The 13953-nt window shown below is 62.6% G+C and carries 10 protein-coding genes; 4 read left to right on the forward strand and 6 right to left on the reverse strand.

Translation table 11 applies throughout. From position 1 onward, the window contains the following. Positions 1 to 172 precede the first annotated feature (172 nt). The 3 genes from KHO33_RS28200 (at position 173) to KHO33_RS28210 (ending at position 3724) form a co-directional block, all read left to right on the forward strand. Positions 173 to 1363, forward strand: a complete 1191-nt coding sequence (locus KHO33_RS28200; protein WP_200566298.1) for a YncE family protein — start codon at positions 173 to 175, stop codon at positions 1361 to 1363. 34 nt (positions 1364 to 1397) lie between these two features. Then, positions 1398 to 2222 (forward strand): shikimate dehydrogenase, encoded by an 825-nt coding sequence (aroE, locus tag KHO33_RS28205; protein WP_234480671.1) that lies wholly within the window; start codon positions 1398 to 1400, stop codon positions 2220 to 2222. A gap of 62 nt (positions 2223 to 2284) precedes the next feature. Then, a complete protein-coding gene (locus tag KHO33_RS28210) occupies positions 2285 to 3724 on the forward strand; it encodes an MFS transporter (RefSeq protein WP_200566300.1) in 1440 nt (479 codons plus the stop codon). A gap of 29 nt (positions 3725 to 3753) precedes the next feature. Here KHO33_RS28210 and KHO33_RS28215 read toward each other — a convergent pair whose 3' ends face one another. The 3 genes from KHO33_RS28215 to KHO33_RS28225 are packed head-to-tail and all read right to left on the reverse strand — an operon-like array spanning position 3754 to position 7548. After that, the gene (locus tag KHO33_RS28215; RefSeq protein WP_234480672.1) at positions 3754 to 5274 is read right to left on the reverse strand and encodes a c-type cytochrome; all 1521 of its coding nucleotides are present in this window, start codon (positions 5272 to 5274) and stop codon (positions 3754 to 3756) included. Position 5275: 1 nt separating this feature from the next. Continuing rightward, positions 5276 to 6928, reverse strand: a complete 1653-nt coding sequence (locus tag KHO33_RS28220; RefSeq protein WP_054035217.1) for a GMC family oxidoreductase — start codon at positions 6926 to 6928, stop codon at positions 5276 to 5278. Between the two features lie 2 nt (positions 6929 to 6930). Beyond that, entirely contained in the window at positions 6931 to 7548 is a 618-nt protein-coding gene (locus KHO33_RS28225; protein WP_128576231.1) for a sugar dehydrogenase complex small subunit, read from the reverse strand. 550 nt (positions 7549 to 8098) lie between these two features. Here KHO33_RS28225 and KHO33_RS28230 point away from each other — a divergent pair. Continuing rightward, positions 8099 to 8365, forward strand: coding sequence for a hypothetical protein (locus KHO33_RS28230; protein WP_054035216.1), 267 nt, complete (start codon positions 8099 to 8101; stop codon positions 8363 to 8365). Between the two features lie 113 nt (positions 8366 to 8478). Here KHO33_RS28230 and KHO33_RS28235 read toward each other — a convergent pair whose 3' ends face one another. Genes KHO33_RS28235 through KHO33_RS28245 form a run of 3 tightly spaced genes read right to left on the reverse strand, consistent with a single transcriptional unit; the run spans position 8479 to position 13791 of the window. Further along, positions 8479 to 10719 carry a S8 family serine peptidase gene (locus tag KHO33_RS28235; protein ID WP_200566302.1) on the reverse strand — a complete coding sequence of 747 codons (2241 nt, stop codon included), beginning with the start codon at positions 10717 to 10719 and terminating at the stop codon, positions 8479 to 8481. Positions 10720 to 10779: 60 nt separating this feature from the next. Then, entirely contained in the window at positions 10780 to 12018 is a 1239-nt protein-coding gene (locus tag KHO33_RS28240) for a phosphatase PAP2 family protein (protein WP_200566304.1), read from the reverse strand. A gap of 51 nt (positions 12019 to 12069) precedes the next feature. Beyond that, positions 12070 to 13791, reverse strand: a complete 1722-nt coding sequence (locus KHO33_RS28245; RefSeq protein ID WP_200566306.1) for an adenylate/guanylate cyclase domain-containing protein — start codon at positions 13789 to 13791, stop codon at positions 12070 to 12072. Positions 13792 to 13953 lie beyond the last annotated feature (162 nt).

A 13953-nucleotide genomic window follows, 5' to 3' on the forward strand; every position in this document is an offset into this window, starting at 1 on the left:
CATGATAACAACGTCATGAAAGACTATTGGCGCGTTTGCTGCGCTTGCGTTGAACTGGTGGGCATTCGAGGCAACCGTGGCGCATCATGGGATGCGCGGCGCAGCCTGCGGGCCTGAGAGACGCCGTCCACTACGGCAGCACGCCACAAAACACAAGATCGGAGACATCGACATGCATTCATTCATCCCGAACCGGACACGGGGCGCGCAGACGCTCGCCGGTTTGACAATCGCCCTCGCGGCATGCGCCGCGCACGCCGCGGACTGGATCGTCTCGGGCAACGACGGCAAGTATCAACGCGTCGAGGGACGTGATACCTATCCAGCCAATCCTCAAGCCGACACGCTCACGCTCCTCGACGCCAGCCATTTTCCGCCGCAGGTCAAGCTTCAGGTGGAAGTGGAGAACGGCATCCAGGGACCGCCGCAGGCGGTCGCGGTTACGCCGGACGCCGCCGTAGCGCTGGTCGGCGCGCCCACCCGCTACGATCAGGCCGCCGGCAAGCTGCTGATGGATTCCTTTGTTCAGGTAGTCGATCTGCGGGCATCGCCGCCCGCCGTTAGCCGGCTCGAGATCGGCAGCCATCCGCAGGGCATCGCCATCGACCGTAGCGGCAAGCTGGCGCTCGTTGCATGCGTCGACGGCAGCGTGGTGGTGCTCAGCATCGACGGAAACCGCGTGACGCAGGTGGATACGCTGAAGATCGGCCAGAAGCGTCTGGCTGGCGTGAGCTTCACGCACGACGGCAAGCATGCGCTAGTGGCACTGCGCGACGAGCAAGGCGTTGCCGTGCTGAACATCGCGGACGGCCACGTCACCGATAGCGGCGTGCGCCTGTCAAGCGGCGTGGCGCCCTACACCGTCGACGTATCGAGCGACGGCAAATGGGCCGTCGTGAGCGACGTCGGCCTCTCCGGCCTGCCCGCCTACGCCGGCAAACTCGCGGGGGATGCCGACACCATCACGCTCATCGACATATCGCACGAGCCGTTCCGCGCGGTTCAACACATCACGGTGCCCTCGTTGCCCGAAGGCGTGGCGATCTCGCCCGACGGCAAATGGATCGGCGCACAGGCCATGGACGGCTCGAACCTCACGCCGGACAACCCCGGACGCCATGCCCGCGGCAAGGTTCTGCTCTTCGCGATCCGCAACGGCCAGGCCGTGAAGATGTCCGAGGCGCCGGGTGGAGAAGCTGCGCAGGGCATCGTGTTTACCGCCGACAGCAAGCATCTGATCGTGCAGTTCAACGTCGAGAAGCAGCTCGCCATGTTTGCGGTGAACGGCGGCCATCTGCAGGACACCGGACAGCGGATCGCGCTAACGGGCGGCCCTTCGTCGCTTCGTACGACCCCGCGCTGATCATCGTCAACTGAATACCACTGGGAAACAGTCCATGCCCTTCATGCCTCACTCGATTCCGACGCTATGCGGCTCGCTCGCCGGCCAGCCGTTCACGTTCAACGTCAAGGTGCACAACGCGGCTTATCGTGCGTTAGGCGTCGACTACACCTTCGTGAGCTTCGGTGTGGAGGATATTGCCGGCGCGATAAACGCGATGCGCACGCTCGGCATTCGCGGCCTGAATGTGACGATGCCGCACAAACAGGCCGTGATTCCCTACCTCGACGCACTCGACGAAACGGCGCGCGAAATCGGCGCGGTGAACACGATCGACAATCGCGACGGCCATCTGACCGGCTATAACACCGACTGCATGGGCGCCGTGCGCGCACTCGAGGAAGTGACCTCGCTGCCGGGCCGCCGCATCGCGCTGCTCGGCGCGGGCGGCGCGGCGCGCGCGATCGCCTGGGGGGTACAACGTGCGGGCGCGGAGCTCACCGTGTTCAACCGCACCGCGTCGCGTGGAGAAGAACTGGCGCGCCACTTCGGTCTCGCTTTCGGCGGCGATCTGAATGATTTCGCTGCGGCCGGTTTTGACGGTGTGGTCAATGCGACGGCCGCGGGCTTCCGCGCGCCCGACGTCAATCCGCTGAAGCCCGAACAACTTGCGCCGCATCTGTTCGTGATGGACGCGGCGTTTATCCCCGTGCGCACCAGGCTGATTCGCGAGGCCGAAGAGCTTGGGTGCCGCGTCGTCGATGGCACGCGAATGCTGCTACATCAATTCTGCGGCCAGATCGAACTGTACACAGGCAAACCCGCGCCGCTCGAGACGATGAGTACGGCTCTGCTCGACGAGATTGCACACGTGGGCTAGCGGACCGTTCAGGTCATGAGTGAAATGACCTGAATGGCATCCCGATTGGAGGAGACGACAAGATGAAACATCAGCACACCGTTGCGATAGACCCGCGCGACACGGGCCATGCCGCCGGCTCCGGCGCCGGCAAGCACGAAGTCACGAACGCCGACCTGTATCGCGCCGCGTGGGCGGCGTCGCTCGGCAGCGCGCTCGAATACTATGACTTCGCGCTGTACAACCTCGCCTCGGCGCTGATCTTCGGGCCGCTCTTCTTTCCGTCGAGCACGCCGGCCATCGGACTGATCGCGAGCTTCGGCGCGTACTTTCTGGGCTTCGCCATCCGGCCGGTGGGCGGCATCATCTTCGGCACGCTCGGCGACCGTTATGGGCGCAAGTTCGTCCTGATGGCGACGATCCTGCTGATGGGCATCGCAAGCACGCTCATCGGCTTTTTGCCCACCTATGCCTCCGCAGGCATCTGGGCGCCGATACTGCTCGTTGGATGCCGCCTGCTGCAAGGATTGGGCGCCGGCGCTGAACAGGCAGGCGCTGCCGTGTTGATGGCCGAGTACGCCCCGGCCAAACGTCGCGGCTATTTCGCTGCGTTGCCGTTCATGGGCGTGCTGCTCGGCACCGTTATGGCCGCTGCGATCTACTTCGCGCTGGTCCGCGTCGAGGATCTTTCGCAAAGCTGGCTGTGGCGCGTGCCGTTCCTGTTGAGCATTGTGATCATTGCGGTAGCGATCTGGATCCGGCTGAAACTCAAGGAGTCGCCCTCGTTTACCAAACTCGAAGCGCGCAGCGAGGTCAACGAGAACCCGTTGAGGCACCTCATCCAGCATTCGAAGCCGACGCTTCTCAAGGTCATCGGCCTGCGCATGGCCGAGAACGGCGGCTCGTCGATCTATCAGTCGCTCGCGATCAGCTATATCGCAACCGCAACCGGTCTCAAAGGCCAGATCGGCCCGATCGCCCTGCTGCTCGCCGGCGCCTCGGGGGCGATCATCATCCCGCTGGCGGGCATGGCGAGCGACCGGTTCGGCCGCATCCCCGTCTATCGCGCCTTCGCTGTCTATCAATTGCTGCTGGCCTATCCGACCTGGTGGGTGCTGAGCCTCGGCAACGCCACGGCAAGCATTGCGATGTTGTGCGTCGCGTTGGCCGGCGTCTGGGGCATGTTCGCGACGCAGGGCGCGCTGCTGCCGGAGCTCTTTGGCGCGCAGCATCGCTATGCAGGTGTGGCGGTGGGACGCGAAGTGTCGGCCGTCATCGCAGGCGGCGTGGCGCCGCTCGTCGGCGCATCCATGGTCGCCTGGGCGACGCTGCACTGGGGTGGACACGAGGGCACGATTCTGGCGTGGATTCCACTTGCCAGTTACGTCGCGATTCTCAGCCTGATCGGCGTGGTGACAACCTACTTCACACCAGAAACGCGCGGGCGTGATCTCGACGATTTGCGTGACGCTGCTGACACGCCGATCAAGCCGCTCAACCGGCCGATCACTCAACATTCCTGATCACAGCGATCCGATAAGCCCCGCAGGGCTTATCGCGAAGATTGTGCCGTCAGGCGACGGCTGCGCCGCTTGCCCCATAGAAACCCGAACGCCAGTATGGCGAGCACCGCAATGCCGGCGACCGGGAGGAACGGCTGCACCCATGCGAGGAACGGCAATTGACCGCCCTTGCGCGCCACGGCGACGTCATTCGCCGAGACCGTCACGTTCGAATTGCCGAAGCGTTGCAGTACGTAGTTCGAGATCGCGGCAATCTGTTCGTCGGTCAGCGGCTGAACAAAGGAATCGTCACCGAAATTCGGCATCAACACATGCTGATCGCCGACCTTGCGATCGACGCCGTGCAGGATCGCGGCGATCAGATTCGATGGATTCAGGCTACCGGTCGCCGTATTGTGGAACAGCGACGGATAGCTCTGGTCTGTGCTGCCGGCGCCGTCCGGACGATGGCAACTCGCGCAGTAGCCGCTAAAAAGTGCAGCACCGGAACGCGGCGCTTCGACGCTATTCTGGCTTGACGTGCCGCGCAGCGACGCCTCATCGCCGCCTCGCCCGGCGATGCCAAATGCCGGCCGGCTCTCGCCTGGCGTCCGGATCGGCGCCGTGCTCTTCAGGTAGACCGCAATGGACTGCAAATCGGCGGCGGACAGAAACTGCAGACTGTTCTGTACAGCTTCGGCCATGCCGCCGGCGGCATGGTTCTTGCCGATTACGTGTCCGGTCTTCAGATAGTCGACGATTTCCGCATCGCTCCATGCACCGATTCCGCTTACTGGATCGGACGTAATGTTCGGTGCGTACCACGGACCGAGTTGCGCGCCGCTGAAGCCCCGCTCCAGGTCCTCGGCCATCAGCATGTTGCGCGGCGTATGGCATGCGCTGCAATGCGCAAGCACATTCGTCAAATAGGCGCCGCGATTCCATTCCACGCTCTTTTGCGGGTCCACCGCAAAGCGGCGGTCTTTCAGGAATAGCAGGTTCCAGACGATCATCGACTGCCGGATGCTGAACGGAAACGGCAACGCGGTCTGCGGCGGAACCTCGTCGACTGGCTCGACGCCCTTCATGAAGTAGGTGTAAAGGGCGTGCATGTCCTGATCGGTCATGCCCGTGTAGGCGGTGTACGGCATCGCCGGATAGAGATGCGCGCCGTCGGCTCGAACGCCCTCGCGCAACGCGCGGGCGAATTGCGCTTCGGTGTAGTTGCCGATGCCCGCGCGTCTGGATGGCGTGATGTTGGTCGAATAGATCGTCCCCATCGGCGAGACGATGCCGTAACCGCCCGCAAACTCGCGGCCCTTGTCCGTGACCGTATGGCAAGCCATGCAGTCCGATGCGATCGCCAGCAAACGACCCTGGTTGATAAGCGCTGCTTCACTGTTCGGCGCGGGCGCCGGCGTCACCGAATTGGCGACCTGCTGTGCCATGGCTGTCGTGGCGTGAGTACCCACGGTACCCGCCAGACCCAGCGCCGCACATGCGATCAGTGCGCGGCTATTTTTCTCCGCCGAGTCGAATGCATGACGAATGCTGAAGAATCGCTGATTCATCTCAGGCCTGCCGCAAGGTCTTCTGGATCGAATCAGCAGCCTTGATGCCGAGCGCCACCATCGACAACGTCGTGTTCACCACCGAGGCCGAGGCCATCGCGCCGCCGCCCGGCAACCACAGGTTCGCATGATCGTGAGCGCGGCAGTCGCCGTCGACCACCGAGTCTTTCGGATCGGAACCCATGATCGTGCCGCCCATGATGTGATTGTTCGCGTTCAGGCTCGTGGTAATTTCGAACTCCACCGCGCCGAACAGCTTGCCGATATGTTCGAGTTGCGCATGCGCCGCGGTTGCGCCGTCGCGCACGTAGTCGCCGACGTCGTAATGGATGTCGGGACAGGCAAGTCCGAGCGGGTCACGCCGCGTCTTGCTCAACGTAAGACGGTTGTTCGGATCGGGCAGCGGTTCGAGACTAATCGACAGATCGACGCCGAAAATCGCGCGACGGCGAATTTCGTCATCGAGATCCTTGCCTACGAGGCCAAGCTTGAGCGCCTGATCGGTGGCCGGTCCCACGCGCGAGATGTTATTCAGGATCATTTTGTTCGACGAATACTTCGAGCGGAACGCACCGTCGCGTGGACCGACGATGCAACTGCTCTGCGCGGGCCCGCGGCCGAACCATAGTGGCTCGTTGGCGAGGAACGTGCAGTGAAAGCCCGAGTGATCCATCATGTTCCGCCCGACCTGGTCGGACGCGTTCGCAATCCCGTTCGGATTGCGTGCGTTCGCGGCGAGCAGCAACAAGCGCGGCGTCTCGATACCATTGCATGCGAGCACAAACGCACGCCCTTTGGCCTCGTGAGATTGACGCTTCGCGTCGTAGAAGTGCACTGCGGTGACGTTGTTATGTTCGTCGGTATCGATCTTGTAGACGACCGACTCCGCGAGCACCCTGGCGCCGTGATGCTCCGCGCTTTGCACGTGATGGATGCCGTTATACATCGCACCAATCGGACAGATCGGTTGACAATTGTTGTTGCCGCAACAGGTCGGTCGGCCGTTCCATGGCCGCGTGCTGCGCGCCTGTGGAATCGGAATCGAGCGATAGCCGTATGCATTGACGACTTCGGCAAAGCGCGTGTCGCCGTATGCCCACGGCACCATGTCCATTGGATAGGGACGGCTGCGTTCAGTCGGCGACTGACGCGACGGGTCGTTCGGACCCGCAACGCCGAGTTCTTCTTCCGCGCGGCAGTAGTAGGGTTCGAGGTCGTCGTAGGAAATCGGCCAATCGCGGCCGACACCATAGGTCGACTTCATGCGGAAATCCACCGGCAGATGGCGCCAGCATGACGCCGCCCAGTGCCACGTGGTGCCACCCACCGTGCGCAGATAGCCTTGCTTGAAACTTCCTCCGCTCGGGCCGCTCAAGGCGACATAGTCGTTGGGAGGGAAATACAGCGGCGCGGGTGCGGCCTTCGCCTGCGGATAAAGACCTTGAAAATCCGAGCCGACCCGATTCGGAAACGGCATGTTGCGCCAATTCTCGACCGCGGTTGCACGCTCGATGCGCAAGCCCGCCTCGAGAATCACAACCGAATACCCCTGGCGAACCAGCTGGTCGGCCATGAGCGCGCCGACCACGCCGGAACCGACGATGACGACATCTGCGGCGACATCGCCATTGTCTGAAATAGTGGGCGTTCTCATCTTCAGGCCTGCCTGTTCGTGACGGGCGCAGGGGCCGGTGCGAGACGCGCTTTAGCGGCCTCGGCGGGCGTGACTACGCCGGCAGCGGGCGGCGCTTTCGACCACCATAGCGGACCGTTCGAGCAGTACGTCGGCACGGTGAGACCATCGCTGACCGTGCTGTACATCAGCGCGTCGTCGTAAGCAATCAACTGCGACCGGTTGCCGTGCGTGACGGTCCCTGTGTACCAGCCGGCGACGATCGCCTGCACCGTTTCTCGCAGACCCGCCCCACTCGCCCGCGCGAGCAACTGCTGTGGCGTCTGCCCTGCTTGCATCAGTCCCGTCAGCCTGGCTGTGCGGTCGGCGAAAGTGCTATCGCTCGCGACAAGCGCCGCATATAAGCGCTTGCCAACGATTGGATTCATCGACCCGTGGCCGGTGAGCGCCTTAGATAGCGCGAGGAAGTCCGTCTCCCGGACCGACGGCTGCGCGAATGCGGCAACGGGCGACAGAAACGCGAGTTGCGCGGCGATCGCAAGCGTCTTGAGCATCGCCCGGCGCGACGTGCTGTCGACAAACGAGTAATCAATCTCTTCGCCGGTCACTGGGTTCATCGGCACCAGGTTCTTATTGATCAATTTCGGCTCGCTCTCAGTCGACGGTTTTCAGCGGACTATAGACGAGTCCGAAGTCCGGCCCGGCGCCACGCACAGCACAGCATGAAAGGACCAGCGGATATTAGACTGGAACCGATCCCATGAAGTGAGCTCATTGCTCAAAACATCATTGTGCTTTTTGCAAAAATTGTCCAGAAGAGGATGAAACGAGAACCGTCAGATCAAACACCGGTTTTGTCGCCAGGCTAGCGGATAAAAGATGAGTGATATAGGCAGTACAGCTTATGTTTCCAGTTCGTAGCGCAGGTGTGCAGCGTGACCCTCATATCGAGCGCATGGACAGGTAGCAGCCGGCGCGCCGCGCGTCCTTCGTCGTCTATCACCAATGCCATATAGCCGGGCCCACGCCCGACACACATACTGCAATCAGCCTAAGCGTCTCTGCAACCTCGCCCGATCGCACTCACTCCGTTCCACGGAGCGACCCGCTTTCTCCCTGGACACGGCGCACATCGGCGCTTCGGTTCGGCGCAGTGGGTGCAGGCGCCGCCACTTCTAAAGGAGAGTCAAAATGAAGACAGCATTTCTACTGGTCAGCGGCGTGCTCTGCGCATGCTCATGGCAGGCAAACGCGCAGGACACCACCGCGCAACAGACGCCGACGGCAACCGAAATCATGAACAGTTCGCAAGGACCCGACATGTCGACCAACTCGATGTCGGGCGGCGCCGCGACTCAACAGGGCAAAACCCGCGCCGATGTCTATCAGGATCTCGTGCGCTCGCAACGGAACGGAGAAGCGGCAAGGCTCCAGGAGCTTTTCAAGGGAGGCCAATGATCTTTCGGTCCGCTGCGAATGCCTGCAGCGGACGCACGTGATGCACATGACGCAGGTAACGCACGACGAGGGCCGGGTGAACAAGACCCTGCCCTCGTCGCGCAACGGCTTCGCTACAGCTTGATACCTCTTTTCTTCCAGCGCGGCGAAGGCAACCTGCCGGAGCCTGCCCGAATCGCAGGCAGACGCGGCACATAGGCGTGTTGACCGATCGCTACCGGCGGTGGGTTCAACGTGCCGACACATGAGCCTAGCAGGTGAGGAACCGACGCGACCTGATCCGGATCGAGGGAATTCGCCTCGGTTTCAATCCACACGCGAGCGGAAGGCTGAGGCGTGAACGTATTGGGCTGCAATCCATTCGCGTGCTCGATGATTTTTTGCCTCGCCAGCAAGCGTGCCACCTGCGGCGCCGCGGCGCTGGTTCCACTCAACGCAACGAGGCAGCCGCTGCGCGTACTCGCAGCCAGCACACCTGCGCATGCGACGGAGTCTTCGCTGACCGCCGCCGCATCCGGACCCAATCGCTGCGTCGCCAGAAGAGAAGGTCCGGTCGATGAGTAAGTCGCCGCGCGTCCGTCAGTCCTGCGATAGGCACCGACCACGACGGTGTGCTCGCCGGTCGCAATAGAACTCAACGTGCCGCCACGCTTGATCCACGTCCACGGATTGCCTGCGTCGAAGTCCCGCACGTGGGCGCCAAAAACAAACCGCTTGTATGCCGGATCCTCGAAGCGCGACTGGCGCCCTCGCAGTGGATAGCCGTAGGCCGTTTCATTACGCTGCACCCACGCATGAATCTCCAGATCGTCACTCGACCCGTTCGTCAGCGTCACGGTCCAGTTGCCCGCCGGCGCCGGATCGCGCTGAGACTGATTCATCGTCGTAGGGGCGAGTGCAATCAGGATCATCTTGCAGTCCCCCGTCGCGACGCAGTCCAGATAGACCACCGTGCACAGCACATTGCGCCCCGGTTGCCACGTGTAGAGATTCTCGACGGGAAACGCGGGGCTCTTGTCTCCCCCCGGCGGCGTGATCTGAACGGTCAGGCTGGATGCATCGACATGCTTCGGCAACCATATCTCGAGAAAACCAGGCGTGGCGCAATCGGGCAGGACCCTCCAAGTGATCGGGCTCGACGTTCCTTTCTCAACCTCGAGTTCCGCGTGACAGCGCAGCATGTTGCTGTTTCCCGCGGGTACGACGATGGATAGATCGCGATGCAGACCGATCAGTTCGTCCATCGCGCTTTCAATGATCGAACTGCCGTCGTGCGGACCCGCCATATATCCGTAGCTCAGGTTGAGTACAACCGAGTACTCTGCGCCGTCGGCAAGATCGTCGGCACGACGCAGGAGGTAGCGGATCGCGTCGAGCGCGTGAACGGCGAACCAGAGCCCGGACGTGTCGCGAATCGTTCGCCCTGCCGTTTTGAACTGGACGCACAGGATGCGCGGCGGTTGAACCGTTCCCGTCCGCTCCCCTTCCAGGGTCAACGCGGCGGCCTCGATCCTGTTGTGCCTCACGCCGCACGCGAGATCCATGACCTCCGTGCCGTGCGCCCAGCGTTTGCGTGCGCCGACGTAACCGTTGAGTCGATACACGGCGTCTTCATCGACGAGTCCTTTGGTCACGCACTGCTTAAGCAAGCCGTTTATGTCGGCGCCGGCTAGCTCACGCCCGTAGTGCACGCCGAGCGGCGGCGCCGCTGCGTCATCTTGATTCCAGAAGTATTCGATACGGGTCAACGGAATATCGGCGACGGAACGAAAGCGTTCGTGAGCGAACGCCAGGCCGTCGTCCATGACACCCATGAACACGGCGTGCGGCTGGTCCGCCGCGTCAGTGGACGCGGCGCCCGGTTGAGCAATGGGACCGAAGACGGGCGCCGTTCCCGGCACGGGTGCTGCGGAACCGGGAGCCAAAGACGGCGCCGCGTCGCCAGGAGCGATCGGCATCCCGAGCTCGAAGCGCTTCACGACGCCCTTCATGGCGCCATCGATTTCGGTGAAGAACTGCTTTGTCACGATCGCAGTCAGGAAGCGCGACGCTTCCAGATCATGCGGCGGATAGCGATACACGGTCGATACCTGAATCCACACCTTCCACGTGGCGTTGCCGTTTTCCAGACTCTCCGCGAACGTCTGCGCGGTAAGGGGCGTAGCGGCCGCTCCTGGCCAGCGCGCTTCCAGTTCGAGGATGACGCGCACCCACGTGGGTTGCCCTCCGAGGTGAGCAAACGCCGTTGTGTCCGCCCACGCCAGATAGGGGTCGGCGCGAGTGCTGTTAGCAGCCCGTCCGATCCAGTTGAGACCGCTCCACGCGCCGCCACCCGCCAAAGATTGCCCGCTCATATGCCACCTCACATGCCACCTCATTTGCCAACCTTCCCGCACGCATCGACACGCTTACGGCTAACGCGTGTTCTGGAGACTCTTGCCCGTCCACTCGCTCGCCGCCTGTTTCCATAGCCACGACAGAATGTCGGATCCATCCACGGCCGTTTGCGTAGAGTCCCAGTCGATGAACGAGAAATAGGTTCGCACCTGTGGCGCGGTCATGGCCGGATTGTTCAGGATGTAGGTGGCGACATCGGTGTTGCTCAGCGGCTCGTGATAGTCGAAGTCCGGGTTGCCGCGCGGACCATTGGCGTTGATGCTGTTGCCCTTGAAATAGCGCGGAGTAATCATGCCGTTGCCGCCAAGCTTTTGCTTACACCGCGCAACAAAGTATTCCCCGAGTGAAGTACCGAGCACGTGCCCCGCAATGCTGTCGATCGGAAAATGCACACCCGCTACCGTGCGATTCACCGCGACGCGGTACGCCTGCCTCATCACCTGCTGTTGGAATACGGAGCCGGGCCCCTCATTGAACAATGCGCACAGCACTACCGCGATAATGAACGCCTGGGTCGAATGGCCGCTTGGTAGCGAGCCATGCCCTGGCGTCTGGATCATCGGCTGGACCTGGGTCGAATACTCGATCGGCCTTTGTGCCGCGATCGCGTGCTTGAAACGAATTTCCGCGAAGATCGCGAATCGCACAGCGGTATCGAGCAGTTCGAGCGTCTTCGGCGTGCGGCTCGGGTGCAGAAAGATGAGAGTGCTCCAGAACGCCACTTGCGGACCCATCTGACACAGTATCTCCGCGGCGCGGTCCTCGCGCAGGTCCGAATAGAAGTCCAGCCAGTCGAGTTGTTTCGTGAAAACGGCCACGTCCGGGCGGCTCAAGGAGACGATATCCACGTCCGCGCCGCCTTGTGCGATTGCCCGGTGAGACAGCGTGGCGGTAGCAGGGTTTGGAAACGAAAAGCGCAGACTGCTCAGCAGTTCGAAATCGAGCACCGTCGCGCGGACCCAGGGCTCCCAGCGCCACAGTTGAGCGGGATCGTCGAGCGCAGGCGCGGTAGGGAGATCCTGCAGTTTCTGATTGTCGAAGTTGAGCGTCACCAGTTCCGGAGTCCGCCAACTGCCCACGATCCCGTCGCGATGTCCGATCAGCGCTTCCGCGAGAAGCCGCGGGTCGCCCGAACTGCCGCCGCCCGCATCATAGACGCCCCCCGCCCCGCCACCGCCGGGCGGAACGCCCGCGCCACCAGCACCACCCGCACCTCCTGCTCCGCCTGCCCCACCCGCACCGCCAAGTCCGCTCACGATATGTCTCCACTCTCAGGGATCCAGCACCGCATTCATTGCTTCTTTTATCTAACCAGGCAATCCCGCCTGGCGAAGTGCCTCCGACCAGATCTTGCCGGTCTTGTATGCGCCGCTAGGCGAGCGTTCGAGATAACGTTGCACCGTCAGCGTCGGATCGATGGCCAGCACTTCGCCGACAGTCAGACGTGCCGCCTCGACGTTGCCGAGCAGCGACTGCGCGATCGCCAGCGCGCGTAACGTGGACGTGTTGGTACGGTTCACCCGCAGGGACCGTTGCGCCAGTTCCACCGCGCGTTCGTAGCGGCCTGCGGATAGCGCGGCCGTTGCGCCGAGCGATTCGTAGAAATAGCGCAAGGGATCGAGCGGCGAAAGCCTGAGGGCACGCTCGGTTGCGTCGACCGCCTCCTCGCCCTCGCCTTCGAATGCGTGCAGCGTGCCTTTGAGCAGCCATGCAAGCGAATCATTCGGATTGACCGAGAGCGCGAGCGCGTAGCGCTGCTGCGCGACGTCGAGCTGCTTGAGCAGATTCGTGTGCACGAATCCGTCGATAGTCAACGCGAGTGAACACTCAGGATCGGCGTCGAGCGCGTGTCGCGTGCATTCGAGCGCCACATGTGCTTCGCCGCTGCGGTCATCGGTCCAACCGCGATTGAAGCGCAAGACATGCCACTTGGCGAGCCATGCATGCGGCAATGCCTGTCTGCCCGCACGTTCGATCACCACTTCCAGCATGTCCCGCGCGCGGTTGAAGTCGTCCGCCACGCCGCGGTGCATCAGCACGATGGCGCTCATCAGCAGCGTCGAGATTTCGAGCGTGGGCAACGCCTGCGATCGTGCCCGATGCAGTTCGCGATTGATGATTGCATTGCTGACGCCACCGACCACCCGGCCGATCAGCTCGTCTTCGCCAAGCATGATCTCGGTAGTACGGCCTCTGATGCTCTCAGTCCACAAAATGTGACGCGATTTGGCCTCGGCAAGCTCGGCGACGAGCACAAACTGATCGCCCGACATTCGATATGCGCCCGACAGTACGTAACGCGCGCCGAGAAAGCCGCTGATTTCGTCGAGTGACGCGCCGCGCTCGCGAAACGCGGTCGTGGACAAACGCGAGATCACCTGAAGCTCGGCCGTGCGAGACAAGGAGGAAATGATCTCGTCGGCGAGCACTTCGCCGAGCATCTGCTGTGCTACGTCGCCGCCACGCAAGATGAAAGGAATCACCGCAATCGTGGGCCGCAACTCCGGCAAAAAAGCAGCGCCACGCTCGATCAGCGGACGCGGACCGGGCGGACCGATCCGATAGGCGTGCACCGGATGCTCGAAATGCTTCAGATGGCATTCGCCGAGGTCGTCGATTTCCGCGTCCAGTTCGGAAGTCAGCTGATCCCGTACCTGCGCGGACACCACGATCTCGCCCGGTCCCGCCAGCGTATAGAGGCGCGCAGCCAGGTTGACGCCGCGGCCGTACACGTCACGCTCGTCCTCGTACAACTCCGTGAAGTGCAAGCCCATGCGCAAAAGCATGTGTTTGCTCGCCGGCTCGCCGGCGTTGACCTCGCGCGACGTGCGCTGGATTGCAAAGGTCGCGGCGAGTCCATCCTGCAGGCGCACGAACGTGACCATGAGTCCGTCGCCCTCGGTTCTGATCAGGCGGCCGCCGTGCGCCGGCACCAAGTCATTCTCGATCCGCGCCTTGAACGCGCGCCAACGCCGCGCTGCTTCGACCTCGTTATCCTGCATCAGCCTGCAAGATTCAACGAGATCCATAAACAGCACGGCGCGAACGACACAAACCAGTCCATCCGGTAAATGGGGGAACCCCGGCGGTCGGTCAAATTCCTCCGGGTATGGTCACTTCAAATTCCCCCACCTGACGACCCGTCGGCTGAGCCACTAAAGCCGCCGGGAGAGGTGTTGCAGGACGTCTAT

This window comes from Paraburkholderia nemoris, from assembly GCF_905221015.1.
GTDB classification, from domain to species: domain Bacteria; phylum Pseudomonadota; class Gammaproteobacteria; order Burkholderiales; family Burkholderiaceae; genus Paraburkholderia; species Paraburkholderia nemoris.